At 68.8% G+C, this 24,562-nt stretch carries 23 protein-coding genes; 17 read left to right on the forward strand and 6 right to left on the reverse strand.

Annotated features, from left to right (window positions below):
- Nucleotides 1-243 precede the first annotated feature (243 nt).
- Complete coding sequence (gene rpmB / locus BM109_RS39585; RefSeq protein ID WP_028251282.1) at nt 244-477, forward strand: 50S ribosomal protein L28; 234 nt, start codon at nt 244-246, stop codon at nt 475-477.
- Between the two features lie 11 nt (nt 478-488).
- Nucleotides 489-662, forward strand: coding sequence for a 50S ribosomal protein L33 (gene rpmG / locus BM109_RS39590; RefSeq protein WP_007830291.1), 174 nt, complete (start codon nt 489-491; stop codon nt 660-662).
- A gap of 202 nt (nt 663-864) precedes the next feature.
- Here rpmG and BM109_RS39595 read toward each other — a convergent pair whose 3' ends face one another.
- The 3 genes from BM109_RS39595 to BM109_RS39605 all read right to left on the reverse strand — a co-directional run bounded on the left by BM109_RS39595 (nt 865) and on the right by BM109_RS39605 (nt 5,366).
- The gene (locus tag BM109_RS39595; protein ID WP_093355718.1) at nt 865-2,079 is read right to left on the reverse strand and encodes a DesA family fatty acid desaturase; all 1,215 of its coding nucleotides are present in this window, start codon (nt 2,077-2,079) and stop codon (nt 865-867) included.
- Nucleotides 2,080-2,212: 133 nt separating this feature from the next.
- Nucleotides 2,213-3,484, reverse strand: coding sequence for an RsmB/NOP family class I SAM-dependent RNA methyltransferase (locus BM109_RS39600; protein WP_093355720.1), 1,272 nt, complete (start codon nt 3,482-3,484; stop codon nt 2,213-2,215).
- A gap of 28 nt (nt 3,485-3,512) precedes the next feature.
- A complete protein-coding gene (locus BM109_RS39605) occupies nt 3,513-5,366 on the reverse strand; it encodes a M48 family metallopeptidase (protein ID WP_093355723.1) in 1,854 nt (617 codons plus the stop codon).
- Nucleotides 5,367-5,436: 70 nt separating this feature from the next.
- Here BM109_RS39605 and BM109_RS39610 point away from each other — a divergent pair, with 70 nt between their 5' ends.
- Nucleotides 5,437-5,676 carry a DUF1653 domain-containing protein gene (locus BM109_RS39610; RefSeq protein ID WP_093355725.1) on the forward strand — a complete coding sequence of 80 codons (240 nt, stop codon included), beginning with the start codon at nt 5,437-5,439 and terminating at the stop codon, nt 5,674-5,676.
- A gap of 65 nt (nt 5,677-5,741) precedes the next feature.
- Here the strand turns inward: BM109_RS39610 and BM109_RS39615 are convergent, their stop codons facing one another.
- Both BM109_RS39615 and purN read right to left on the reverse strand, forming a co-directional pair.
- Nucleotides 5,742-6,056, reverse strand: coding sequence for an I78 family peptidase inhibitor (locus BM109_RS39615; RefSeq protein ID WP_093355727.1), 315 nt, complete (start codon nt 6,054-6,056; stop codon nt 5,742-5,744).
- A 37-nt stretch (nt 6,057-6,093) separates the two neighbouring features.
- The gene (purN, locus tag BM109_RS39620; RefSeq protein ID WP_093355729.1) at nt 6,094-6,690 is read right to left on the reverse strand and encodes a phosphoribosylglycinamide formyltransferase; all 597 of its coding nucleotides are present in this window, start codon (nt 6,688-6,690) and stop codon (nt 6,094-6,096) included.
- Between the two features lie 186 nt (nt 6,691-6,876).
- Between purN and BM109_RS39625 the strand changes: the two genes are divergently transcribed.
- The 4 genes from BM109_RS39625 (at nt 6,877) to BM109_RS39640 (ending at nt 11,468) form a co-directional block, all read left to right on the forward strand.
- Nucleotides 6,877-8,058 carry an acyl-CoA dehydrogenase family protein gene (locus BM109_RS39625; protein ID WP_093355732.1) on the forward strand — a complete coding sequence of 394 codons (1,182 nt, stop codon included), beginning with the start codon at nt 6,877-6,879 and terminating at the stop codon, nt 8,056-8,058.
- A 12-nt stretch (nt 8,059-8,070) separates the two neighbouring features.
- Entirely contained in the window at nt 8,071-9,186 is a 1,116-nt protein-coding gene (locus BM109_RS39630) for an acyl-CoA dehydrogenase family protein (protein WP_093355734.1), read from the forward strand.
- A gap of 99 nt (nt 9,187-9,285) precedes the next feature.
- The gene (locus tag BM109_RS39635; protein WP_093355737.1) at nt 9,286-10,665 is read left to right on the forward strand and encodes an alpha/beta fold hydrolase; all 1,380 of its coding nucleotides are present in this window, start codon (nt 9,286-9,288) and stop codon (nt 10,663-10,665) included.
- 17 nt (nt 10,666-10,682) lie between these two features.
- Nucleotides 10,683-11,468, forward strand: a complete 786-nt coding sequence (locus BM109_RS39640) for an enoyl-CoA hydratase (protein ID WP_093355741.1) — start codon at nt 10,683-10,685, stop codon at nt 11,466-11,468.
- A 10-nt stretch (nt 11,469-11,478) separates the two neighbouring features.
- On the opposite strand, the gene BM109_RS39645 is transcribed toward BM109_RS39640, so the two are convergent.
- Nucleotides 11,479-12,039 carry an HNH endonuclease gene (locus tag BM109_RS39645; protein WP_057595044.1) on the reverse strand — a complete coding sequence of 187 codons (561 nt, stop codon included), beginning with the start codon at nt 12,037-12,039 and terminating at the stop codon, nt 11,479-11,481.
- A gap of 168 nt (nt 12,040-12,207) precedes the next feature.
- Between BM109_RS39645 and BM109_RS39650 the strand changes: the two genes are divergently transcribed.
- From BM109_RS39650 to BM109_RS39695, 10 genes are all read left to right on the forward strand, one after another.
- Nucleotides 12,208-13,245, forward strand: a complete 1,038-nt coding sequence (locus BM109_RS39650; RefSeq protein ID WP_093355744.1) for a bifunctional riboflavin kinase/FAD synthetase — start codon at nt 12,208-12,210, stop codon at nt 13,243-13,245.
- Between the two features lie 122 nt (nt 13,246-13,367).
- On the forward strand, nt 13,368-16,220 hold the full coding sequence (ileS, locus tag BM109_RS39655; protein ID WP_093355747.1) for an isoleucine--tRNA ligase: 2,853 nt from the start codon (nt 13,368-13,370) through the stop codon (nt 16,218-16,220).
- Nucleotides 16,220-16,732: a signal peptidase II gene (lspA, locus tag BM109_RS39660; RefSeq protein ID WP_093355750.1), complete on the forward strand. Its 513-nt coding sequence runs from the start codon at nt 16,220-16,222 to the stop codon at nt 16,730-16,732. Before ileS ends, lspA begins: the two co-directional genes overlap by 1 nt.
- A 154-nt stretch (nt 16,733-16,886) precedes the next feature.
- On the forward strand, nt 16,887-17,906 hold the full coding sequence (locus BM109_RS39665; RefSeq protein WP_093355752.1) for a LacI family DNA-binding transcriptional regulator: 1,020 nt from the start codon (nt 16,887-16,889) through the stop codon (nt 17,904-17,906).
- A 52-nt stretch (nt 17,907-17,958) separates the two neighbouring features.
- The gene (locus tag BM109_RS39670; RefSeq protein ID WP_093355754.1) at nt 17,959-18,972 is read left to right on the forward strand and encodes an ABC transporter substrate-binding protein; all 1,014 of its coding nucleotides are present in this window, start codon (nt 17,959-17,961) and stop codon (nt 18,970-18,972) included.
- A 36-nt stretch (nt 18,973-19,008) separates the two neighbouring features.
- Nucleotides 19,009-19,839 (forward strand): ABC transporter permease, encoded by an 831-nt coding sequence (locus BM109_RS39675; RefSeq protein WP_093355773.1) that lies wholly within the window; start codon nt 19,009-19,011, stop codon nt 19,837-19,839.
- A gap of 7 nt (nt 19,840-19,846) precedes the next feature.
- Nucleotides 19,847-20,647, forward strand: coding sequence for an ABC transporter permease (locus tag BM109_RS39680; protein WP_093355757.1), 801 nt, complete (start codon nt 19,847-19,849; stop codon nt 20,645-20,647).
- On the forward strand, nt 20,637-21,710 hold the full coding sequence (locus BM109_RS39685) for an ABC transporter ATP-binding protein (RefSeq protein WP_093355759.1): 1,074 nt from the start codon (nt 20,637-20,639) through the stop codon (nt 21,708-21,710). The genes BM109_RS39680 and BM109_RS39685 overlap by 11 nt, the downstream gene beginning before the upstream one ends.
- Entirely contained in the window at nt 21,707-22,570 is an 864-nt protein-coding gene (locus tag BM109_RS39690; protein ID WP_093355762.1) for a phosphodiesterase, read from the forward strand. The genes BM109_RS39685 and BM109_RS39690 overlap by 4 nt, the downstream gene beginning before the upstream one ends.
- 93 nt (nt 22,571-22,663) lie before the next feature.
- Complete coding sequence (locus BM109_RS39695) at nt 22,664-24,325, forward strand: Na/Pi cotransporter family protein (protein WP_093355764.1); 1,662 nt, start codon at nt 22,664-22,666, stop codon at nt 24,323-24,325.
- Nucleotides 24,326-24,562: the final 237 nt, after the last annotated feature.

Raw genomic sequence — 24,562 nt, forward strand, 5'->3', positions numbered from 1 at the left:
CGAGGCTCCTCGACGAGGCGGGCCCGGTGCCCGCCTTTTTCATGGGCCCGCCCCGGGCTTTGCTGCCGGGCCGCCAAAAGGGCTATAATCCGAGGCTTTGCCGAAATCGCGCCTCCTTTCCATGAAGGGTGGGCTCAGCGGCAATCCGGGGTACCGCCACCCGTTTCTGGCGAGGTCAAGCTGCAAAACACCCTCGGCCACTGCTGTCGAGCCGGTGCCAGCTGTTCAAGAAAGAGTGTCCTCATGGCACGCGTATGTGAAGTCACGGGCAAGGGCCCGATGGTGGGAAACAACGTTTCCCACGCCAACAACAAAACCAAGCGCCGGTTCCTGCCGAACCTGCAATACCGTCGTTTCTGGGTCGAAACGGAAAACCGCTGGGTTCGCCTGCGTGTTTCGAGCGCTGCCCTGCGCCTGATCGACAAGAACGGCATCGACGCCGTGCTCGCAGACCTGCGCGCACGCGGCCAAGCTTAAGGAGCTGAATCATGGCAACGAGCAAAGGCGGACGCGAAAAGATCAAGCTGGAATCCACCGCGGGTACCGGCCACTTCTACACGACCAGCAAGAACAAGAAGACGATGCCTGAAAAGATGTCGATCATGAAGTTCGACCCGAAGGCACGCAAGCACGTCGAATACAAGGAAATCAAGCTGAAGTAATTCAGTCTGAATTCTTTCTAAAAAGCCCGCAGCGCAAGCCGCGGGCTTTTTTATTTGCCCTGAATTTCGCCCGCAGAGCGAATTACCGGGACGGGCCAGCCATCTGACGCGCCCTCCAGATTCCTTCCCCACGGAAACGTCGGGCACAAAAAAGCCGGCCATCGGGCCGGCTTTTTGACAGGGGCCAAGGCCCCGGCGGAGGTCAGGCGCGCGCCGAGCGCAGCCGCGTCGAGAACTCGCGCAGGCCCGCGATGCCGCTGGCTTCCGCGCGATGGCACCAGGCCGCCAGATCGGCCGCCAGCTGCTCGCGCGAATGCGAGGTGTTGAGCCACAGCTGGCGCAGCTCTTCGCGCATGGTCGCCATCTTGTCGAGCACCGGGTGAGCGGCACGGGCCTGCACCACGTGCGAGCGAGCCGATGCAGGCACCTTGTCGTCGTCGCGGTGCATCCAGCGCTTGGCGGCCTTCAGCACCGAGAGGTCGGCGCCCTTGCTCTTGAGCGCGGCGATTTCCTCTTGGGTGGCACGGCGCATTTCGCGTGCATAGCCGGCCATCACTTCGTAGCGGTTGGCGATGACGGCTTCGAGCGTCTTCTCGTTGGCCACGGGCTGGATGTCGCCGATCTGCATCTTCGGCGGCACCTTCTTGACCTTGGCCCAGCCGATCTTCTGCATCATCTGGATGTAGATCCAGCCGATGTCGAACTCGTACTTCTTGACCGAGAACTTGGCCGAGGTCGGGTAGGTGTGGTGGTTGTTGTGCAGCTCCTCGCCACCGATGATCAGGCCCCAGGGCATGATGTTGCGGCTGGCGTCGGGCGCCTCGAAGTTGCGATAGCCCCAGTAGTGGCCGATGCCGTTGATGATGCCGGCGGCGGTGATCGGGATCCACAGCATCTGGACCGCCCACACGGCCATGCCGAGCGTGCCGAACAGCGCCAGGTTGATCACCAGCATCAGGCCCACGCCCTGCCAGCTGTAGCGCGAATACAGGTTGCGCTCGATCCAGTCGTCGGGCGTGCCGTGACCGTAGCGCTCCATCGTTTCCTTGTTCTTCGACTCCGCGCGGTAGAGCTCGGCGCCGCGCCAGAGCACTTCCTCGATGCCCTTGACCTGCGGGCTGTGCGGATCTTCCTCGCTCTCGCACTTGGCGTGGTGCTTGCGGTGGATCGCGACCCACTCCTTCGTCACCATGCCGGTGCCGAGCCAGAGCCAGAAGCGGAAGAAATGCGACGGGATCGGACCGAGGTCCATCGCCCGGTGCGTTTGCGTCCGGTGCAGGAAGATCGTCACGGCGGCGATCGTGATGTGCGTGGTGACGAGCGTGTACAGCACGATCTGCCACCAGGTGAGATCCCACAGGCCGTTTCCGAGCCAGTCGATGGCCGCGCTCAGGATGGCGGAGTCAGGAAGCAACATTGAGTCAGGTACTCCATAACCGCACGAAGGTGCGGCTTCTAGGTAACTCGCAATTTTAGGGCCGGGGGTCAGGAATCACTCACCTTTCACCCCATGGTTTGCGCAGATTTACCCTAACTTTGGAGCCCCGTACCTATTTGCGGTTCCACACGGCCGCAAAGAAACCGTCGGTGGCATGCAGATGAGGCCACAGGCGCAGGTAGCGCCGTCCGTCGGCGCCGCCCGCGACCAGGCTGTCGCCCCGCTCCACCTTGAGGCCCTGCAGCAGTTCCGCCGCGTCCACGGGCACGAAATCGGGATTCGCGGCGCCGAAAGCCTCCGCGATGGCCTCGTTTTCCTCGGGCAGCACGCTGCAGGTGGCGTAGACCAGCCGCCCGCCCGACTTCACGAGCCGGGCCGCGCTCTGCAGGATCGCCGCCTGCTTCACGGTCAGTTCCTCCACCGATTTGGCCGATTGGCGCCATTTCAGGTCCGGATTGCGCCGCAGCGTCCCGAGCCCCGAGCACGGCGCATCGACCAGCACCCGGTCGATCTTGCCCGCCAGCCGCTTCACCCGGTCGTCGCGCTCGTGCGCGATGGCGGCCGGATGCACATTCGAGAGATTGCTGCGCGCCAGCCGGGGCTTGAGCGCGTCGAGGCGGTGCGCCGAGGTGTCGAAGGCGTACAGCCGCCCGGTGTTGCGCATGCCCGCGCCGATCGCCAGCGTCTTGCCACCGGCGCCCGCGCAGAAATCGACCACCATCTCGCCACGCTTGGCGTCCAGCAGCAGCGCCAGCAGCTGCGAGCCCTCGTCCTGCACCTCGATGGCGCCGCGCACGAAGGCGTCGAGCTTGGTCAGCGCGGGCTTGCCTTCGAGGCGCAAGCCCCAGGGCGAATACGGTGTCGCTTCCGATTTGATAGCAGCCTTGGCAAGCTCCGCCTTCACGTCGGCCCGCTTGTCATGCAGGGAATTGACGCGCAGGTCGAGCGGCGCCGGCTGCTGCAGGCTCTGGACCAGCGGCCAGAAACCGTCGCCGAGCTGGTTCTTGAGCGGCGCCACCAGCCATTCGGGCAGGTTGTGGCGATGGCGCTCGAGCAGGTCGGCCTCGCTGACCGCGTCGCAGTTGTCGAGCCAGCGCTTCTCGGTGTCGTTGAGCGCGCTCTTGAGGAAGTCGCGCGGGCCGTGGAAGCCCAGGATCGCCATCCGGCGTTCCTTCGGGCCGCTGCCCGAGGGCGAGAGGTGATCGAACAGCAGCTTCTTGCGCAGCACGGTGTAGACCGTCTCGGCCAGGGTGGCGCGCTCGCGCGGACCGAACTCGCGGTGGTCGCGAAAGAAGCGCGAAACCACCTGGTCGGCGGGGTGATCGAATTTCAGGACCAGGCCGACCAGATCGGCGGTGGCCTCCAACAGGGCTTTGGGGTGCATGCCCCGATTGTCTCAGCCGCCGCCCGCCTCAGGCTCCGCGCGTCCAGACGGCCCCGAAAGCCTGCCGCTCGATGTCCTCCAGCGTCGGCGAATGCCCGGCCCACAGCACCAGCGCCACGCCGGGCAGGCTCAGGGTCTGCTCGAGCTGGCGGCACAGCTGCCAGCGCTCCTCGTCGTCCAGGCCCGGCAACTCGACGAAGACGACGAAGGCGCGCCGCCACGGAAATTCGCGCAGGTTCTTGCGCACCAGCCAGGCGCGCGACACCGGCAGGTTGCGCACGAGGTCGGCCCGCAGTTCGTCGAGCTCGTGCTCGTTGAGGTCGTGCCGGCCGATCTGGCTGAAGCTCGGCGTCTCGGTCAGTTCCTCCCAGGCGCGCGCCTCGGCTTCCTCGGCCTCCTTCAGGCGGCCGCGCCAGTGCTTGAGGCCCGCCTCGTCGTGCGGACCGGCGTCGGGGTTCTCGAGCACCGCCACCGCATTGCGGGCGGCCCACCAGCGGCTCGCGGCACCCGCCTCGTGCAACCGTTCCAGCACCGCGAGCCGGGTCTCGCGCTCGGTCGAAGGGATCATCTGCGCCAGGCCGCGCAAGGCGCCCGGGTGTTCGGGCGCGATCCGCAGCGCGCGCTCGTAGCGCTCGCGCACTGGCGCCGAGGTGTCGAGGCGGCGCTCGGCGTCGGCCCATTCGACCCACTCGTCGGGTGTGTTGCGCTCGCCGCGCGCCGCCAGCACGGCGATGCGCTCGCGGATGCGCGAGCGGTGCGCGTGGTGCTGCTTCCAGTCGGCGGCATGGGCCTGGCGCCACTGGGCGTCGAAGTGCGCGATCCAGCGCGGGCCGTCGACCAGCATCTCGAGCGCCGGCCGCTTCGACCAGGCCGGCACCGTCGCCTTCTGGCGCAGCGCCTCGAGCCGGTCGCGCAGCACCGGATGGGTGTCTTCCAGGTCGCTGACACGGCGCATCGCCTCGCGCAGCGCCTGGCGCGCGAACTCGGGTCCCGGGGGCGTCGCGGCGCACTCGCGCAGCCCCGCGAAGGGCCCCGGCGGCAGCGGCTCGCGCTCGGCGCGGGCCCAGTGCCAGGGCCAGAACTCGTTGGCGTACCAGTTGGCCTTGATCGAGATCTCGGTCAGCGCCGCGGCCGCCACCGAGGTGCCGAGCAGCCGGCCCGAGATGCGGTCGGCCTCGTACTCGTCCTGCCGCGCCAGCGCGAAGGTCTTGGCCGCGAAGCGCGGAAAGTACCAGCGGAAGAAGGCCTGCGAGACGATCGCCATCACGCCTTCGTTGCGCTGCAGGTTGGCGTCGAGCTTGAGCCACGACAGCCGCGTGCGGTAGATCCAGGCGCTGAGCTTGCCGTGGTTGCCGCGCAGGTGGCCGTACTCGTGCGCGAGCACCGACAGCAGCCGCCGCCGGTCGAGCATCATCAGCAGCGGCAGCCCGATGCTCAGCGAATTGACCGCGCCGCCGAAGAGCCCGAAGCGCGGCACCTGGCGGATGCTGGCGTTGAAGTCGTCGTCGAGGTAGACGCGATGGACCGGTGGTCCCTTGATCTTGCCGCGGATGCGATCGAGCGCCTCGAACAGCTGGGGCGCGTCCTCGCGCGAGAGCTCCAGGCCGTCCGGCTCGTCGAAGCGCACCCACAGCGCACGCACCGTGGCCCACAGCAGGCCCAGGCCGAACAGCAGCAGCCAGCCGCGCGAGACGCTGAAGCGCCCGTCGCCCAGCGACACGGCGACCCAGACGATCAGCCCCATCGCCAGCCCGAGGCAGGCCAGCACCCAGAGATAGCCCAGCGCCGCGAACGCCGCCACGCCGCGGCGGTAGCGCGCGCTGTCCTCCGCACTGGCATGCTCGCTCAGCCGGACGAGGTGGACAAAATCAGCGCGATCCATTCCGGTACTTCCGCCGGCCCCGGCATGCCTGCCGGCGGCCCCGACTCCTGACAAAGAAAGAAACGACCCCGTGACCGACGACGACCTGCCGCCCCTGATCCAGACCCCGCCGGGCCGCTACCGCCACTACAAGGGCGGGGAATACGAGGTGCTGGACACCGTGCGCCACAGCGAGACCCTGGAACCGATGACGCTCTACCGCGCGCTCTACGGCGCCCGCGGCCTGTGGGTGCGCCCGGCCGCGATGTTCGAGGAAACCGTGGACATCGACGGCCGGCTGCAGCCGCGCTTCGCGCGGATCGAAGGCTGAACGGGCATCGGCGCTCATCCTGCGTCGCCGGTTCGCCGTCCGTTCGGGAAATCGGGCCGAACCGCTCAGCCGCAGCGGACGTCCGTCACCCGGTTGCGCGCATCGACGTCGAGGTTGAGGCGCCCGCCATCGAGCTCGGTGGTCGCGGCATCGCCGGGCTTGAGCACGCGCACCGTGCCGGCGCCCGCGCGCACCCTGGCGGCGGCTTCGAGCTGCGGCGTGAGCTGCTGACCCACGGCGAAACGGGCACCGTCGGCACCGCACTGGAACACCGGGGCGGGCGGCGGCGCCGGTGCGGCGGGCGGCGGCGGGGCCGGAGCGGCGCAGCCTGCCATCAGGGCGGCACCGGCGATCGTGGACAGTAGCGATTGCGTTTTCACTGCGACTCCCGAAAACCCGCGAATATAAACAAGTTCTTTAAGGATTGTGTCCCAATGTATCCGTCAGCCACTGGGCGATGGCGCGTGGATACAACTGGTGCTCCTGGGCGAGCACCCGGCCGGCGAGCGTCGCCGCCGTGTCGTCGGGCAGCACCGGCACCACGGCCTGCGCCAGGATCGGGCCGTGGTCGAGCTCGGTCGTGACCTGATGCACCGTGACGCCGGCCACCTTGCAGCCCGCGTCGATCGCGCGCTGGTGGGTGTGCAGGCCCGGGAAGGCCGGCAGCAGCGAGGGATGGATGTTCACCAGCCGCCCGGCATAGCGCTCGACGAAGCCGGGCGTCAGGATGCGCATGAAGCCCGCGAGCACCACCAGTGCCGGCGCATGCGCGTCGACCGCCACGGCGAGCGCCTGGTCGAAGGCTTCGCGGCTCGCGAAATCCTTGTGCGGCACCACCGCGGTCGCGATGCCCTGCGCCCGGGCCAGCGCCAGGCCGCCCGCCTCCGCCTTGTTGCTGACGACGGCGGCGACACAAGCGCCGAAACGTTCGGCCCAGCGGTCGCGCGCCGCGGCGCGCACGATGGCCTCCATGTTGGAGCCGCCGCCGGAGATCAGGATCACGATGTTCTTCATGGGAGGCGGGATTATCCGTGCCCGTGAAAGCGCCCTTTTCCCGCCCTCCCCCTTGCCGCGCGAGGTCCGCGCACCCAGACTTGTCGCCGCGCGGACAGCGATTTGCAGCACGACCGTGCTAAAACTCATGGCTCCGGAGACACGCCGCGTCTGCGGTGCACCGACGATCAACACAGCGAGGCACGCATGGATTTGAGCTTCACGCCCGAAGAACAGCAGTTCCGCGAAGAGATTCGCGCATGGGTCAAAGAAAACCTTCCCAAGGAAATCTCCACCAAGGTCCACAACGCGCTGGAACTCACGCGCGACGATATGCAGACCTGGGCCAAGATCCTCGGCAAGAAGGGCTGGCTGGGCTACGGCTGGCCCAAGGAATTCGGCGGTCCCGGCTGGACCGCCGTGCAGCGCCACCTGTTCGAGGAAGAGACCGCGCTGGCCGGCGCGCCGCGCATCGTGCCCTTCGGCCCGGTGATGGTGGCTCCGGTCATCATGGCCTTCGGCAACCCCGAGCAGCAGAAGCGCTTCCTGCCCGGCATCGCCAGCGGCGAGGTCTGGTGGAGCCAGGGCTACAGCGAACCGGGCTCGGGCTCCGACCTCGCCTCGCTCAAGACCAAGGCCGAACGCCAGGGCGACAAGTACATCGTCAACGGCCAGAAGACCTGGACCACGCTCGGCCAGTACGGCGATTGGATGTTCAACCTCGTGCGCACCAGCAGCGAGGGCAAGCCCCAGACCGGCATCAGCTTCCTGCTGCTCGACATGAAGTCGCCCGGCGTCACCGTGCGCCCGATCAAGCTGCTCGACGGCGGCCATGAAGTCAACGAAGTGTTCTTCGACAACGTCGAGGTGCCGGCCGAGAACCTGATCGGCGAGGAGAACAAGGGCTGGACCTACGCCAAGCACCTGCTCTCGCACGAGCGCACCAACATCGCCGACATCAACCGCGCCAAGCGCGAGCTCGAGCGCCTCAAGCGCATCGCGAAGACCGAGGGCGTGTACGACGACGCGCGCTTCCGCGACGAGATCGCCAGGCTCGAGGTCGACATCGTCGCGCTCGAGATGATGGTGCTGCGCGTGCTGTCGGCCGCCACCTCGGGCAAGAACTCGCTCGACGTGGCCGGCCTGCTCAAGATCCGCGGCAGCGAGATCCAGCAGCGCTACAGCGAACTGATGATGCTCGCGGGCGGCCCGTATGCGCTGCCGCTGATCCGCGAAGCCATGGCCGCCGGCTGGCAGGGCAACTTCCCGGGCGGCAACCCGGCGCTCGCGCCGCTGTCGTCGACCTTCTTCAACATGCGCAAGACCACCATCTACGGCGGCTCGAACGAAGTGCAACGCAACATCGTCGCGCAGACGGTGCTGGGCTGAGGAGACAAAGACATGGATTTCAATTTCACCGACGACCAGGAACAACTGCGCGACGCCGTCCGCAAATGGGTCGACAAGGGCTATGACTTCGAGCGCCGCCGCGGCATCGAGGCCAAGGGCGGCTTCTCGCGCGAGGCCTGGGACGAACTGGCCGAGCTCGGCCTCGGCGGCCTCTACATTTCCGAGGACGATGGCGGCCTGGGCATGGGCCCGGTGGCCGGCATGGTCGTGATGGAAGAACTGGGCCGCGGCATCGTGCTCGAGCCCTTCGCGCAGACGCTGATCGCGAGTGCCGTGCTCGGCGGCTACGCGGGCGACGCGCTCAAGAAGGCCTGGCTGCCGCGCATCGCGGGTGGCGAGGCCATCGTGGTGCTGGCCTACCAGGAACGCAAGGCGCGCTATCGCCTCGACGTCTGCGAAGCCAAGGCCGTGAAGGCCGGCGAGGCATGGAGCCTGACCGGCGCCAAGAGCCTGGTGGCCATCGGCGACCAGGCCGATGCCTACCTCGTGCCCGCCCAGGCCGACGGCAAGATCGCCCTGTTCCTGGTCGAGCGCAGCGCCAGCGGCGTGGAAGCGCGCGGCTACGGCACGCAGGACGGCAGCCGCGCCGCCGAGGTGGTGTTCGACAAGGCCGACGCCACGCTGGTCACGGCCGACGGCCTCGCGGCCCTCGAGTACGCGGTCGACGTCGGCATCGCCGCCACCTGCGCCGAAGCGGTGGGCGTGCTCGACAAGACGGTGGACGTGACGGTCGACTACATGAACCAGCGCAAGCAGTTCGGCGTGGTCATCTCGAGCTTCCAGGCGCTGCGCCACCGCGTCGCCGACATGAAGATGCAGCTCGAGCTCGCGCGCTCGATGAGCTACTACGCCACGCTCAAGCTCAACGCCCCCGCGGCCGAGCGGCGCCAGGCGCTGGCGCGCGCCAAGTACCAGCTCGGCGTGTCGATGCGCTTCGTGGGCCAGAACTCGGTGCAGCTGCACGGCGGCATCGGCGTGACCGACGAATACATCGGCAGCCACTACTTCCGCAAGCTCACGCAGCTCGAGATGAGCTTCGGCGACAGCTTCCACCACCTGGGCGAGGTGTCGGCGCGCATGCAGGACACGGCCGGCGTCTTCGCCTGACGGTGCTTTTCTCTTAGCATCCAACGCCCGCCCGCCTTCGCGCCGGCGGGCGTTTTTTCATTCGGAACGGCCGCCGCAACGCAACCACGAAGACCGACCATGCCATCCCGCCGCACCCTCCTCCTCGGCGCGCCGCCGGTCCTCGCCGGGCTGCTCGCGTCCCCCGCCCTCCTGTTGACCGCCTGCGCCAATGCGCCGACCGCCATGCCCTCGCTCGCCGACCGCCCGCCCATCGTCTTCGTGCACGGCAACGGCGACTCGGCCGCGCTGTGGCAGACCACGCTCTGGCGCTTCGAGTCGAACGGCTGGCCGCGCGAGCGGCTGTTCGCCTTCGACCAGCCCCTGCCGCTGGCGCGCGACGACGACGGCGTGGCCCAGCCCGGGCGCAGTTCCACGGCCGAATCGGCCGCCTTCCTCAAGGACCGGGTCGAGCAGGTGCTGCGCGCCACCGGCGCGGCCAGGGTGGTGCTGATCGGCAACTCGCGCGGCGGCAACACCATCCGCAACTACGTGCAGAACGGCGGCGGCGCGGCCGTTACCAGCCACGTGGTGCTCGGCGGCAACCCGGCGCACGGCATCTGGGCCGTGCCGGGCCTGCGCGAGAACAACGAGTTCTCGGGGCTGTCGCCCTTCATGCGGCAGCTCAACGCGCCCAAGGGCCCGAACGGCGACGAGGTGACGCCCGGCCTGAAGTGGCTCACGCTGCGCTCGGACAACAACGACAAGTACGCCCAGCCCGACGGCCTGTGGATCGGCTCGCCCGGCAAGCCGACGAACATCGGCTTCGACGGCCCGGCGCTCAAGGGCGCGACCAACACCGTGCTGCCGCGGGTCGACCATCGCGAGACCTCGTTCTCGCCCGCGGCCTTCGCGGCGACCTGGCAGTTCCTCACCGGCGAGGCGCCGCGCAGCCTGGAGATCGCGCGCGAGGCCAACGTGGTGCTCGACGGCCGCGCGATCGGCGCGGAGAACCAGTCGCTGGCCGGCGCGCAAGTGCTGGTGTACGCGGTCGATCCGGCCACCGGCCGGCGGCTCGGCGAGCCCGTGCACCGCAAGACCATCGGCACCGATGGCCGCTGGGGACCCTTCAACGCACGCGCCGATGCGGCCTACGAATTCGTGCTCGACACGCAGGCCAGCGTCACCCACATCTACCGCAGCCCGTTCCCGCGCGGCAGCAGCCTCGTGAACCTGCGGCTCGACCCGATCGTGCCGGCCGACGGCAGCGCCAACGCGGTGGCCGTCTTCACGCGGCCGCGCGGCTATTTCGACGCGCAGCGCGACACCATGCGCTTCGACGGCAAGAGCCCGCCGGCAGGGGTGCCGCCCAAGGGGGCCGGCGTGTCGAGCTCGCGCTTGCGCGAGACGGGCTCCGAGCCGCAGCGCGCGGTCACGGGCGAGTTCAATGGCGAGCGCCTCACGGGGCTCACCTGGCCCGCGGTCAAGGGCCATGTCACGGTGCTGGAACTGACCTACTGAAGAAAAGGCGGCATGCGATGAACGACAGCTCCCCCTTCGTGCTCGAGGCCCGCGACGCCCGCGGCGTGGTCACGCTCACGCTCAACCGCCCGGGCGCGTTCAATGCGCTGTCCGAGGGCATGCTGGGCGCCCTCGAGGACGCCATCGCCGGCATCGCGGCCGACGACACGGTGCGTGCCGTCGTGATCGCGGGTGCCGGCAAGGCCTTCTGCGCCGGCCACGACCTGAAGGAAATGCGCGCCGCGCCCGCGCTCGACTACTACCAGCGCCTGTTCGCGCGCTGCGGCGAGATGATGCTGTCGCTGCAGCGGCTGCCGGTGCCCGTCATCGCGCGCGTGCACGGCATCGCGACGGCCGCGGGTTGCCAGCTGGTGGCGGTGTGCGACCTCGCCGTGGCCTCGAGCGAGGCGCGCTTCGCGGTCAGCGGCGTCAACGTCGGGCTGTTCTGCGCCACGCCGAGCGTCACACTGTCGCGCAACCTGGGCCGCAAGGAGGCCTTCGAGATGCTCGTCACCGGCGAATTCATCGGCGCCGAGGAGGCGCGCGAGAAGGGCCTGGTCAACCGCGTGGCGCCACCGGCCGAGCTCGATGCCGCGCTCGAGGCGCTGCTGGCCAGCATCGTCGCCAAGCCGCGCACCGCGCTGGCGCTCGGCAAGGCGCTGTTCTACCGGCAGCTCGAAACGGGCATCGCGCCGGCACTGGCGGACGCCAGCCAGACCATGGCCTGCAACATGATGGATGCGAGTGCGCTCGAAGGCGTGCAGGCCTTCATCGAGAAGCGCCCGCCGGCCTGGAAAGCCTGAACCCGGCCAGCTAGCTGTCGTGCAGCCGCGAGCTCTGCGGCAGGTGCGCCATCAGGAATTCCATCTGGTCCGCCAGGATGCGGCGGTTGCGCAGGATGAAATCCTCCCAGAGGCTGGGCACGTAGGGCGCGTACAAGAGCGGCATGTTGGCCTGCTCGGGGGTGCGGCTGCTCTTGCGGTGGTTGCAGGGCTTGCAGGCCGTGACCACGTTCATCCAGGTGTCGATGCCGCGCTGCGCGAACGGAATGATGTGCTCGCGGGTCAGCTCGTCCTCGTGGAAATGGCCGCCGCAGTAGGCGCAGACGTTGCGGTCGCGCGCGAACAGCTTGCTGTTGGTGAGGCCCGGACGCTGGGTGAAGGGGTTGATGCGCGGCACGCCCTTGGTGCCGATGATGCTGTTGACGGCAATCTGCGACTGCTCGCCCGTCATCGCGTTGTGGCCGCCGCGGAACAGGGCCACCTGGCCGCCAGCCTCCCAGCGGACTTCGTCCGCTGCATAGTGGATCACCGCCTGTTCGAGCGAAATCCACGACTGGGGCAGCCCTTGGGCCGACAGCTTCAAGACCTTCACCACACGCCTCCTCGACAGAACGAAAGAAACACGGAGAGACCCGGGACACGGAGCGCGTCGGCGACCTCGCGGATCGGCGCACTGCGTCACAATATACCGGCTTTGTGACAAAACGGCCTGATGAGCCCATTCGGCGGGCGACAGGCGCTATCAAAAAGATATTCACCCATGCAGGTTTTCCGCGGCTTCCGGCACCCGGGCGTGGCTCCGGCCTGCGCCTTGACCATCGGCAATTTCGACGGCGTCCACCGCGGCCACCAGGCCATGCTGGCGCTCCTGCAGACCGAGGCGCGGCAGCGCGGCCTGCCGAGCTGCGTGCTGACCTTCGAGCCCCATCCGCGCGACTATTTCGCCGCGCTCGCGAAGAAGCCCGAACTCGCGCCGGCGCGCATCGGCACGCTGCGCGACAAGCTCGGCGAGCTGGCCGCCTGCGGCGTCGCGCAGACGGTGGTGCTGCCCTTCGATGCCCGGCTCGCCTCGCAGTCGCCCGAGGAATTCATCCAGAACGTGCTGGTCGACGGCCTGGGCGCGCGCTACGTGCTGGTGGGCGACGACTTCCGCTTCGGAGCCAAACGCGCGGGCGACTACGCGATGCTCGACGCGGCCGGCGATGCCCGCGGTTTCGATGTCGCGCGCATGAACAGCTACGAGGTGCACGGCCTGCGCGTGTCGAGCTCGGCCGTGCGCGAGGCGCTGGCCGAAGGCCGCATGGCCGATGCCCAGACCCTGCTCGGCCGGCCCTACGCCATCTCGGGCCACGTGGTGCACGGGCGCAAGCTGGGCCGCGCGCTCGGTGCCTCGGCACCGGGGCAGGACGATGGCTTCCGCACCCTCAACCTGCGCTTCAAGCACTGGAAACCGGCGGCCAGCGGCATCTTCGTGGTGCTGGTGCACGGCCTGTCCGAGCGGCCGCTGCCCGGCGTCGCCAACCTCGGCGTGCGGCCCTCGCTCGACCCGAACGACGTCAATGCCGGCCGGGTCCTGCTCGAGACCCATTGCCTCGAGTGGCCCTCTCACCTGGGCGCCGAAGGGGCCTACGGTAAAATCGTGCGCGTGGAACTGCTGCACAAATTGCACGACGAATTGCGCTACACCAGCCTCGAAGCCCTCACCGCGGGCATCGCGAAGGATGGCCGCGACGCGCGTGCCTTCTTTGCATCCACCCACGCAGAAACCCACCGCCAGACCACGCGCGATCGAATTTAGCCCTGCACGCTCCGTGCTGCCGCCCTTCGACAAGCTCAGGGCGAACGGCTTTTCTTCCGCACCGACGCCCTTTGTGCCGTTCGGGCTGAGCCTGTCGAAGCCCACTGTTTCGCACCCCCAACATGTCTGACGCTGCTGCCCCCACCGATTACCGTTCCACGCTGAACCTGCCCGACACCCCCTTCCCGATGCGCGGCGACCTGCCCAAGCGCGAACCGGGCTGGGTCAAGGAATGGAACGACGCCGAGCACGGCACCTACCACCGCCTGCGCCTGGCCCGCCGCGGCGCGCCCAAGTTCATCCTGCACGACGGCCCGCCCTACGCCAACGGCCAGATCCACATGGGCCACGCGGTGAACAAGATCCTCAAGGACATGATCACCAAGGCGCGCCAGCTCGAGGGCTACGACGCGCTCTACGTGCCGGGCTGGGACTGCCACGGCCTGCCGATCGAGAACGCCATCGAGAAGCAGTTCGGCCGCAACCTGAGCCGCGACGAGATGCAGGCCAAGAGCCGCGCCTACGCCACCGAGCAGATCGCCCAGCAGATGGCCGACTTCCAGCGCCTGGGCGTGCTGGGCGAATGGGACCATCCCTACAAGACCATGGACTTCGCCAACGAGGCCGGCGAACTGCGCGCGTTCAAGCGCGTGATCGAGCGCGGCTTCGTCTACCGCGGCCTGAAGCCGGTCTACTGGTGCTTCGACTGCGGCTCGTCGCTGGCCGAGTTCGAGATCGAGTACGCCGACAAGAAGAGCCAGACCATCGACGTGGCCTTCAAGGCACACGAGCGCGAGAAGGTGCTCGCCGCCTTCGGCCGGCCCGATGCGCTGGGCGACGTCTTCGCCGTCATCTGGACCACCACCGCCTGGACCATCCCGGCCAACCAGGCGATCAACCTCAACCCCGAGCTCGAGTACGCGCTGGTCGACACCGAGCGCGGCCTGCTGATCCTGGCCGCCTCGCTGGTCGAGATGTGCATGACGCGCTATGCGCTCGACGGCAAGGTGATCGCCACCGTCAAGGGCGAGGCGCTCGGCGGGCTCGAGTTCGAACATCCGCTGTACGACGTGGACGCGGGCTACCGCCGCCTGTCGCCGATCTACCTGGCCGACTACGCCACCGCCACCGACGGCACCGGCCTGGTCCACTCCTCGCCCGCCTACGGCCTGGACGACTTCAACTCCTGCGTCGCCCATGGCGTGGCCTACGACGACATCCTGAACCCGGTGCAGGGCAACGGCAGCTACGCGCCCGATTTCCCGCTGTTCGGCGGCCAGAACATCTGGAAGGCCGTGCCGGTGATCATCGGCGCGCTGCGCGATGCCAACCGCCTGCTGACCACCGAGACCATCAGCCACAGCTACCCGCACTGCTGGCGCCACAAGACGCCGGTGATCTACCGCGCGGCGGCGCAGTGGTTCATCCGCATGGACGAGGGCGAGGGCGTGTTCACCAAGGACAAGGCGCCCAAGACGCTGCGCCAGACCGCGCTCGACGCGATCGAGCAGACCAGCTTCTATCCGGAGAACGGCAAGGCCCGCCTGCACGACATGATCGCCGGCCGGCCCGACTGGTGCATCAGCCGCCAGCGCAGCTGGGGCGTGCCGATCCCCTTCTTCCTGCACAAGGATTCGGGCGAGCTGCATCCGCGCACGATGGAGATCCTCGACCAGGCCGCCGACATCGTCGAGAAGGGCGGCATCGAGGCCTGGAGCCGCGTGACGGTGGAAGAGATCCTCGGCGCCGAAGACGCGCCGAGCTACACCAAGAGCACCGACATCCTCGAGGTGTGGTTCGACTCGGGCTCGACCTTCTATCACGTGCTGCGCGGCACGCACCCCACGGTGCACCACGAGACCGGCCCGGAGGCCGACCTCTACCTCGAAGGGCACGACCAGCATCGCGGCTGGTTCCACTCGTCGCTGCTGCTGGCCTGCGCGCTCGAAGACCGCGCGCCCTACAAGGGCCTGCTCACGCACGGCTTCACCGTCGATGCCAAGGGCATCAAGATGAGCAAGTCGCTCAAGAACGGCATCGATCCGCAGGAGATCAGCAACAAGCTGGGCTCGGAGATCATCCGCCTGTGGGTGGCCGCGAGCGACTACTCGGGCGACATCGCGGGCGACGACAAGATCCTCGCGCGCGTGGTCGACGCCTACCGCCGCATCCGCAACACGCTGCGTTTCCTGCTGGCCAACACCAGCGACTTCGACGTCGCGAAGGACGCGCTGCCCCTGTCGGAGCTGTTCGAGATCGACCGCTATGCGCTCGCGCGCGCCGCACAGTTCCAGGACGAGATCCTCGCGCACTACAAGGTGTACGAGTTCCACCCGGTGGTCGCCAAGCTGCAGATCTACTGCTCGGAAGACCTCGGCGGCTTCTACCTCGACATCCTGAAGGACCGCCTCTACACCACCGCGCCCGGCTCGCGCGCGCGCCGCAGCGCGCAGACCGCGCTGTGGCACATCTCGCAGGCGATGCTGCGCTGGATGGCGCCGTTCCTGAGCTTCACGGCCGAGGAGGCCTGGAAGATCGTCGGCACCGGCCAGGCCGGCGACTCGATCTTCACCCAGACCTACAGCCGCTTCGACGCGCCCGACGAGGCCCTGCTCGCCAAGTGGGGCCGCATCCGCGAGATCCGCGACGCGGTGAACAAGGAGATCGAGACCGTGCGCGCCGAGGGCAAGGTCGGTTCCTCGCTGCAGGCCAACCTGCGCGTGACGGCGCCGGCCGAGGACTTCGCGCTGCTGGGCTCGCTCGGCGAGGACCTGAAGTTCGTCTTCATCGCCTCGGCGATCGAGCTGGCCGCGGGCGAGGCGCTGGCAACGGCGGTCGTGCCGAGCACGGCGCAGAAATGCGAGCGCTGCTGGCATTACCGCGAGGACGTGGGCCACGATCCGGCCCATCCGACGATCTGCGGCCGCTGCACCAGCAACCTGTTCGGCGCCGGCGAATCGAGGAGCTTCGCCTGATGGCCGCCACCCGCACCGTCTCGGCCTCGCGCTCGCGCGGCGCCGGCATCTGGCCCTGGCTCGCGCTGGCACTGATCATCGTGATCATCGACCAGTTCACCAAGACGCTGATCCTCGGCTACTACAAGCTCGGCGACGCCACCTACGTCACCAGCTTCTTCAACGTCGTGCGCGCGCACAACACGGGCGCGGCCTTCTCGTTCCTGGCCGACCATTCGGGCTGGCAGCGCTGGCTGTTCACGGGCATCGGCGTGGCGGCGGCCGTGTTCATCGTCTGGATGCTGAAGTCGCATGCGGGCCAGAAGCTGTTCTCGTTCTCCATGGCCTGCATCCTGGGCGGCGCCATCGGCAACGTGGTCGACCGGATGATGCACGGCTACGTGGTGGACTTCCTGAGCTTCCACGCGGGCGGCTGGTACTTCCCGGCCTTCAACGCGGCCGACAGCGCGATCACGCTCGGCGCGATCTGCCTGATCCTCGACGAGATCCGAAGGGTGCGGCGCGGCAAGTAGCAGCCCACCGTCTTTTTTGCTCCCTCGAAGGGCGCGCCGGGATTCCCGGCGCGCCCTTCGCGCATTCGGGCGCACGGGTTTTCATCGATCCCGCGCTGTCATGGCGGGGTCATACTGCCGCGGTCCAATGTAATCGATTACATAGCACCCACCGATGAGCATCCAAGCAGTCGCGGCCAAGGCCGGCGTTTCCGTCGCCACCGTCTCGCGCGTCTTCAATTTCCCCGACAAGGTCAGCGGCGCCACGCGCGACCTGGTCGAGCGCGCGGCGCGCGAGCTGAACTACCTGCCAAATGCCAGCGCCCGCACCCTGCGCACCCAGCGCAGCCGCGTGCTCGGCGTGGTGCTGCCCACGCTGCTCAACCCCACCTTCGCCGAATGCCTGCAGGGCATCGCGCAGGCGGCCGTGGCCGGCGGCTACGCGATCATCCCGGTCACCACCGGCTACAAGCTCGACGAGGAGGAGCGCGCGGTCCACATGCTCCTGGCCGGCAATGTCGACGGGCTGATCCTCGTGGTCTCCAACCCCTCGACCTCGAAGGCGCTCGAGCGGCTGCGCGCCCAGCGCGTGCCCTACGTGCTGGCCTACAACCGCCATCCCGCGCATCCCTGCGTCACGGTCGACAACGAGGCCGCCGTCGCCGACGCGGTGGCGCGGCTGGTGCTGCTGGGCCACCGGCGCATCGCGATGGTCAGCGGCACGCTGGCGGCCTCCGACCGCGCGCAACAGCGCTACCGCGGCTACCAGAAGGGCATGGCCGATGCGGGCCTCAAGCCGCAGCCGCTGGTCGAGGTGCCCTTCGTCGAGAGCGCGGTCGACCGGCTCGCGCGGCTGCTGCAGCTGCGCCACCGGCCCAGCGCGCTGGTCTGCTCGAACGACCTGCTGGCCATCCGCAGCATCCGCGCCGCGCACCGCAGCGGCCTGGCCGTGCCCGCTGACCTCAGCGTGATCGGCTTCGACGGCATCGCGCTCGGCGAGGACCTCACGCCCGCGCTCAGCACCATCGCGCAGCCCAGCAGCGACATCGGCCGCCATGGCGTCGAGCTGCTGATCCAGGCCATGGCCGGCGGCGGCGCGCTCGACGCCGATGCCAGCCTGCTGCTGCCCCACGTGTTCCGCGACGGCGAATCGTGCGCCGCCGCGCCCGACGGCGATCCGGGCGACATCGCCTGACGCCCCTTTTCTCCCGACCGCTTCAACCCACCCCGCCACAGGAGCTTCTCCCATGTCCTCTTCCTTGCGCCACATCGCGCGCCTCGGCCTGCTCGCCGCCGCGCTCGTCGGCGGCAGCGCCGCCTTCGCGCAGACCGCCATCTGCTACAACTGCCCGACCGAATGGGCCGACTGGGGCACCCAGCTGAAGGCCATCAAGGCCAAGACCGGCATCACCGTGCCGCCCGACAACAAGAACTCGGGCCAGTCGCTCGCGCAGATGGCGGCCGAGAAGGCCAGCCCGGTGGCCGACGTCACCTACCTCGGCGTGACCTTCGCGGTGCAGGCCGCCAAGGACGGCCTGGTCGAGCCCTACAAGCCGGCCGCCTGGAAGGACATCCCCGACGGCCTCAAGGACCCGGCCGGCAACTGGTTCACCATCCACTCGGGCACGCTGGGCTTCATGGTCAACGTCGACGCGCTCAAGGGCAAGCCGGTCCCCAAGTCGTGGGCCGACCTGCTCAAGCCCGAGTACAAGGGCCTGATCGGCTACCTCGACCCGGCCTCGGCCTTCGTCGGCTACGTCGGCGCGGTCGCGGTGAACGAGGCGCGCGGCGGCACGCTCGACAACTTCAAGCCGGCCATCGACTACTTCAAGGCGCTGCAGAAGAACGAGCCGATCGTGCCCAAGCAGACCTCGTACGCGCGCGTGCTCTCGGGCGAGATCGCGATCCTGCTCGACTACGACTTCAACGCCTACCGCGCCAAGTACAAGGACAAGGCCAACGTCGCCTTCGTGATCCCGAGCGAAGGCACGCTGGCCGTGCCCTACGTGATGAGCCTGGTGGCCAAGGCGCCGCACGCGGCCGACGCCAAGAAGGTGCTGGACTTCACGCTGTCCGACGAGGGCCAGGCGATCTGGGCCAAGGCCTACCTGCGCCCGGTGCGCGCCGGCGCGATGCCCAAGGAGATCGAGGCCCAGTTCCTGCCCGCGAGCGACTACGCGCGCGCCAAGAGCGTGGACTACGGCCGCATGGCCGCGGCGCAGCGCGCCTTCTCCGACGAGTACCTGAAGGAAGTGCGCTGAGCCGCACCGCATGAGATGACGCAGGCCACCGCCACGATGCCTTCGAACGGACCATCCAGCGCCTGGACCCCGCGCTGGCGGCTGCTGGCCTGCGCCCTGCCCGCGGCCGCCTTCTTCGCGGCCTTCTGGCTGCTGCCGGTGGTGCGGCTGCTCGCGCTGCCCGCCGACAAGGGCTGGGCCACCTACTTCGCCGTGCTGACCGACGCGCGCTACCTGCAGAGCATGGCCAACACCGTGCTGCTGTCGGCGGCGGTCACGCTGGCCACGCTGGTGCTCGGCGCGGCGGTGGGCATCTACCTCGCGCGCCATGCCTTCTGGGGCCGGCGCGTGCTGCTGTCGCTGCTCACGCTGCCGCTGTCCTTTCCGGGCGTGATCATCGGCTTCTTCGTGATCCTGCTCGGCGGCCGCCAGGGCGTCGTGGCCAGCTTGAGCGACACGCTGATCGGCGAGCGCATCACCTTCGCCTACGGCCTGCTCGGGCTGTTCCTGGCCTACCTGTACTTCTCGTTGCCGCGCGCCATCGCCACCTACGCGGCCGCGGCCGAGGCCATGAACCTGCAGCTCGAGGAGGCCGCGCGCTCGCTCGGCGCCTCGCGGCTGCGCGTGGCGCGCGACGTGTGGATGCCCGAGCTCGCGCCCACCACGCTGGCCTGCGGCGCGATCCTGTTCGCGACCTCGATGGGCGCCTTCGGCACCGCCTTCACGCTCGCGAGCAAGTTCGAGGTGATCCCGATCACCATCTACAACGAGTTCACCAACTACGCGAACTTCGCGCTCGCGGCCTCGCTGTCGATCGCGCTCGGCCTCGTGACCTGGCTGGTGCTGTTCGCCGCGCGCCGCTTCGGCGCGAACCCTGTCGCGCGCTGAGGCCTTCATGCGAACGAACACCCGGCCCCAGGCCCCCTTCCTGCTCGCGATCACGCTGGTCGTGAGCCTGTTCATGATCGCGCCGATGCTGCTGTCGGTGATGGCCGGCCTGGTCAACAACTACAGCACCGGCCTGAAGAGCGGCCTCACCCTGCGCTGGCTCGGCGAGGTGTGGGAGAACTACGGCGGCACCGTCGGCTGGTCGCTCGCGCTGGCCGCGGCGTGCGTCGCCTGCACCGTGCTGCTCGGCGTGCCCTGCGCCTATGCGCTGGCGCGCAGCCGCTCGCGCACGGCCCATGTCTTCGAGGAACTGCTGACCCTGCCGGTCGCGGTGCCGGGGCTGGCGACCGCGCTCGCGCTGATCCTCGCCTACGGCCAGCTCACGGCCTTTCGCCAGAGCTTCGCCTTCATCCTGGTCGGCCACGTAGTGTTCACGCTGCCCTTCATGGTGCGCACCGTGAGCTCGGCCTTCCAGCGCCACGAGCTGCTCGCGCTCGAGGAAGCCGCGCGCACGCTGGGCGCGAGCTTCCGCCAACGCTTCATGGGCATCCTGGTGCCGGCCGTGTTCCCCGCCATCGTGGCCGGCAGCCTGATGGTGTTCACGCTCTCGGTGGGCGAGTTCAACCTCACCTGGATGCTGCACACCCCGCTCACGCGCACGCTGCCCGTGGGCCTGGCCGACAGCTATGCCTCGATGCGCATCGAGATCGGCTCGGCCTACACGCTGGTCTTCTTCGCCGTCATCCTCCCCGTGCTGTGGGGCCTCCAGTACCTCGCCCACCTGATCCAGAAACGCCATGGAACTTGAACGCGTCCCCATCGACATCGCCCACTGCGCCAAGACCTATGCCGACGGCACGCGCGGCCTGCAGCCCACCGACCTCCAGGTGGAGGCCGGCGAGGTGCTGGCGCTGCTCGGCCCCTCGGGCTGCGGCAAGACCACGCTGCTGCGGCTGATCGCTGGCCTGGAAACGCCCGATGCCGGCAGCCGCATCGCCTTCGGCGGCCAGGACGTGACGCAGCGCCCGGTCGAGCAGCGCGGCGTGGGCATGGTGTTCCAGAGCTACGCGCTGTTCCCGCAGATGACGGTGGCGGCCAACATCGGCTATGGCCTGCGCATCCGCGGCGTGGCGCCCGCCGAGGAGAAGCGCGCCGTCGGCGAGCTGGTCGACCTGGTGCGCCTGGGCGGCCTCGAGAACAAGCGCCCGGCCGAGCTCTCGGGCGGCCAGCGCCAGCGCGTGGCACTCGCGCGCGCCGTGGCGGTGCGCCCGCGCGTGCTGCTGCTCGACGAGCCGCTGGCCGCGCTCGACGCCAAGCTCAAGGAGTCGCTGCGCGACGAGCTCGCCGAGCTGCTGCGTCGGCTGCACATCACCGCGGTGCACGTCACGCACGACCAGCAGGAGGCGCTGGCCATCGCCGATCGGCTCGCCGTGATGCAGGCCGGGCGCATCGTGCAGGTGGGCCGCGGCGAGGACCTCTACCGCGCGCCCTCCCATCCTTTCGTGGCCGAATTCCTCGGCCGCGTGAACCGGCTGCAGCGCACGCCCGAGGCGCTGCGCGAAGACGTCGTGCGGCTCGGCGGCAGTGCCCTGCCCTGCCCCGGCGCCTGGCGCGACCGCGCGCTGCTGCTGGTGCGCCCCGAGGACATCGAGGTCGGCCCCGCGCAGCCCGCGCGCCCCGGTTGGGGCACGGCCACGGTCGAGCGCCGCACCTTCCTCGGCGACCGCGTGCAGCTGCAGCTGCGCGTGGCCGACCAGCCGCAGATGCTCCTGGCCGACACCGCGCGCGACACGCCCTACGGCATCGGCGATGCCGTCGCCCTCCGCATCCACCCCGACCGATTGATGAGCCCGCAGGACACCCGCGCATGACGACGACGACCCACGACACCTTCCTGGTCCAGCTCACCGACCTGCACATCCGCGAGCCGGGCCGGCTGGCCTATGGCCGCATCGACACCGCGCCCTACCTCGAGCGCGCGGTGCAGTCGGTGCTGGCGCTGCGGCAGGCGCCCGATGCGGTGGTGATCACCGGCGACCTCACCGACTTCGGCCGTGCCGCCGAGTACGAACACCTCGCGCGCCTGCTGGCACCGCTCGAGGCGCGGGGCATCCCCTTCCACCTGATGCCCGGCAACCACGACGACCGCGACCAGCTGCGCCGCAGCTTCCCCGGCCACGCCTACCTCGGCGACGGCGGCGACTGCGACGGCTTCGTGCAGTACACGCTGCGCGTCGGCGCGCTGCGGCTGATCGCGCTCGACACCGTGGTGCCCGGCGCCAGCCATGGCGCGCTGTGCGAGAAGCGGCTGGCCTGGCTCGAGGCCCGGCTCGGCGAGAGCCGGCGCGAGCCGGTGGTGGTCGCGATGCACCATCCGCCATTCCAGACCCTGATCGGCCACATGGACGAGATCGGCCTGCTCGAGGGCGCGGCGGAACTCGAGGCCCTGATCGCGCGTCATCCCAATGTGGAACGCGTGATCTGCGGCCACCTGCACCGCGCCATCGACGTGCGCTTCGGCGGCACCCTGGCCTCGACCGCACCCGCGCCCGCGCACCAGGTCTGCCTCGACCTCGCGCCCGACGCGGCCTCGGCCTGGACGCTCGAGCCCCCGGGCTTCCGCGTGCATGCCTGGTCGGCCGCGGCCGGCCGGCTGGTCACGCACCTCGCGGCTTCCGGGCATTTCGAGGGGCCGTACCCGTTCCACGACAACGGCGCGTTGATCGACTAGGACCCCGGCTGGCCTGCACCGGCCACATGTGGAGAATGGGGGGTCGACGCAAAACCGAATCAGAACGAAAAGAAAGGATCAAGCCCGACACCCATGAAGCATCTTCTGAACCTGCTGGCGGCCGTCGCCCTGCTGGTGTGGGGCACGCACCTCGTGCGCACCGGCGTTCTTCGCGTGTTCGGCGCCAACCTGCGCAAGATCCTCGTGCAGAGCATGCGCAACCGATTCACGGCCGCCCTCTCGGGCATCGGCGTCACGGCCCTCGTGCAATCGAGCACCGCCACCTCGCTGATGACCTCCTCCTTCGTCGGCCAGGGCCTGGTCACGCTGCCCGCGGCGCTGGCCGTGATGCGCGGCGCCGACGTCGGCACGGCGCTGATCTCGGTGCTGTTCTCGGCCGACCTGTCCTGGCTCTCGCCGATGTTCATCTTCGTGGGCGTGGTGCTGTTCATCACCCGCTCGGCCACGGTCGCCGGGCGCGTGGGCCGCGTCTTCATCGGCCTGGGCCTGATGCTCCTGGCCCTCCAGCTGGTGGTCGAAGCCACCGAGCCGCTGTTCTCCTCGGCCGCCGTGCGCGCCCTGCTGGCCTCGATCAGCAGCGACGTGCTGCTCGAGATCACGATCGGCGCCGTGCTGGCCATCGTGGCCTATTCGAGCCTCGCGGTGGTGCTGCTGGTGGCGACCATGGCCAATTCGAACGTGGTGCCGCTGGACGTCGCGCTCGGCCTGGTGCTCGGCGCCAACCTCGGCAGCGGCCTGCTCGCGGTGCTGACCACCGCCAAGTCGGCGATTCCGGTGCGCCAGGTGACCATCGGCAACCTGCTGTTCAAGGCCCTGGGCGTGGCGATCGTCGCGCCCTTCGTCGGGCTGTGGATTCGCCACGTGCAGCCGCAATTGCCCACGCCCACGCACGGCGTGGTGCTGTTCCACCTGGCCTTCAACATCGTCATCAGCGTCGGCTTCATCGGCCTCACGCAGATGGTCGCGAACCTGGTGACGCGCATGCTGCCCGAGCCCGCGCCCTCGACCGCCTCGCTGCGGCCGCACCACCTCGATCCCTCGGCGCTGTCGACACCCACGCTCGCGATCTCGAATGCCGCGCGCGAGGCACTGCACCAGGCCGACATCGTGGAGACGATGCTGATCGGCGTGCTCGACGTGATCCGCCGCAACGACCTCAAGCTCGCGCAGGAGCTGCGCCAGCTCGACGACACGGTGGACGAGCTCTATTCGGCGATCAAGTACTACATGACGCGCATCTCGCGCGAGGCCCTCGGCGAGGAGGAGAGCCGGCGCTGGACCGACATCATCAGCTTCACGATCAACATGGAGCAGATCGGGGACATCATCGAGCGGGTGATCCAGGACGTGGAGGACAAGAAGATCAAGCCGCAGCGCAACTTCTCGGAAGCGGGGATGGCGGAGATCGTCGAGCTGCATGGGCGGCTGGTGGCGAATCTGCGGCTGTCGATGAGCGTGTTCCTGAACGGGAATGTTCGGGATGCGCAGAAGCTGCTCGAAGAGAAGGCTCGGTTTCGGGATCTGGAGCGGGCTTATGCGACGACGCACCTGGATCGGTTGTCGGATCGGACGACGTTGAGCATCGAGACGAGTTCATTGCATATCGATCTGATCAGTGATCTGAAGCGGATCAATTCGCATATCTGTTCCATTGCTTATCCGATCTTGGAGTCGGCTGGGGCGTTGGCGCCTTCTCGGTTGAAGGAGTCTCGGTTGGGGAAGATCGAGGGGTAGTGTTCTTTTTTTAGGCCGTAGGCCGGGTCTCGCCCCGGCGGGCGACTTACTTTTCTTGTCTCGCCAAGAAAAGTAAGCAAAAGAAGGCGACCCCGCTGTCTGTGTCCCTCCGCTTCGCTACGGGCAACCTGCGGTGCTCGGAGAAAGCGGGGGTCCGCAGAACTCGCTCCACTTCGTTGCGCTCAGACAGCTGCGGCCCTTATCCCGCTTTCCCCTGCGCTCCTCGGCACAGCCAGA

The sequence above is a fragment of the Variovorax sp. PDC80 genome (assembly GCF_900115375.1).
In the GTDB taxonomy this organism is placed as follows: Bacteria; Pseudomonadota; Gammaproteobacteria; order Burkholderiales; family Burkholderiaceae_C; genus Variovorax.

Excerpts from the sequence above, each read along its gene's own strand:
- rpmB (WP_028251282.1), top strand. The coding sequence starts at position 244 with ATGGCACGCGTATGTGAAGTCACGGGCAAGGGCCCGATGGTGGGAAAC.
- rpmG (WP_007830291.1), top strand. The coding sequence starts at position 489 with ATGGCAACGAGCAAAGGCGGACGCGAAAAGATCAAGCTGGAATCCACC.
- BM109_RS39595 (WP_093355718.1), bottom strand. The coding sequence starts at position 2,079 with ATGTTGCTTCCTGACTCCGCCATCCTGAGCGCGGCCATCGACTGGCTC.
- BM109_RS39600 (WP_093355720.1), bottom strand. The coding sequence starts at position 3,484 with ATGCACCCCAAAGCCCTGTTGGAGGCCACCGCCGATCTGGTCGGCCTG.
- BM109_RS39605 (WP_093355723.1), bottom strand. The coding sequence starts at position 5,366 with ATGGATCGCGCTGATTTTGTCCACCTCGTCCGGCTGAGCGAGCATGCC.
- purN (WP_093355729.1), bottom strand. The coding sequence starts at position 6,690 with ATGAAGAACATCGTGATCCTGATCTCCGGCGGCGGCTCCAACATGGAG.
- BM109_RS39625 (WP_093355732.1), top strand. The coding sequence starts at position 6,877 with ATGGATTTGAGCTTCACGCCCGAAGAACAGCAGTTCCGCGAAGAGATT.
- BM109_RS39630 (WP_093355734.1), top strand. The coding sequence starts at position 8,071 with ATGGATTTCAATTTCACCGACGACCAGGAACAACTGCGCGACGCCGTC.
- BM109_RS39635 (WP_093355737.1), top strand. The coding sequence starts at position 9,286 with ATGCCATCCCGCCGCACCCTCCTCCTCGGCGCGCCGCCGGTCCTCGCC.
- BM109_RS39640 (WP_093355741.1), top strand. The coding sequence starts at position 10,683 with ATGAACGACAGCTCCCCCTTCGTGCTCGAGGCCCGCGACGCCCGCGGC.
- BM109_RS39650 (WP_093355744.1), top strand. The coding sequence starts at position 12,208 with ATGCAGGTTTTCCGCGGCTTCCGGCACCCGGGCGTGGCTCCGGCCTGC.
- ileS (WP_093355747.1), top strand. The coding sequence starts at position 13,368 with ATGTCTGACGCTGCTGCCCCCACCGATTACCGTTCCACGCTGAACCTG.
- lspA (WP_093355750.1), top strand. The coding sequence starts at position 16,220 with ATGGCCGCCACCCGCACCGTCTCGGCCTCGCGCTCGCGCGGCGCCGGC.
- BM109_RS39665 (WP_093355752.1), top strand. The coding sequence starts at position 16,887 with ATGAGCATCCAAGCAGTCGCGGCCAAGGCCGGCGTTTCCGTCGCCACC.
- BM109_RS39670 (WP_093355754.1), top strand. The coding sequence starts at position 17,959 with ATGTCCTCTTCCTTGCGCCACATCGCGCGCCTCGGCCTGCTCGCCGCC.
- BM109_RS39675 (WP_093355773.1), top strand. The coding sequence starts at position 19,009 with ATGCCTTCGAACGGACCATCCAGCGCCTGGACCCCGCGCTGGCGGCTG.
- BM109_RS39680 (WP_093355757.1), top strand. The coding sequence starts at position 19,847 with ATGCGAACGAACACCCGGCCCCAGGCCCCCTTCCTGCTCGCGATCACG.
- BM109_RS39685 (WP_093355759.1), top strand. The coding sequence starts at position 20,637 with ATGGAACTTGAACGCGTCCCCATCGACATCGCCCACTGCGCCAAGACC.
- BM109_RS39690 (WP_093355762.1), top strand. The coding sequence starts at position 21,707 with ATGACGACGACGACCCACGACACCTTCCTGGTCCAGCTCACCGACCTG.
- BM109_RS39695 (WP_093355764.1), top strand. The coding sequence starts at position 22,664 with ATGAAGCATCTTCTGAACCTGCTGGCGGCCGTCGCCCTGCTGGTGTGG.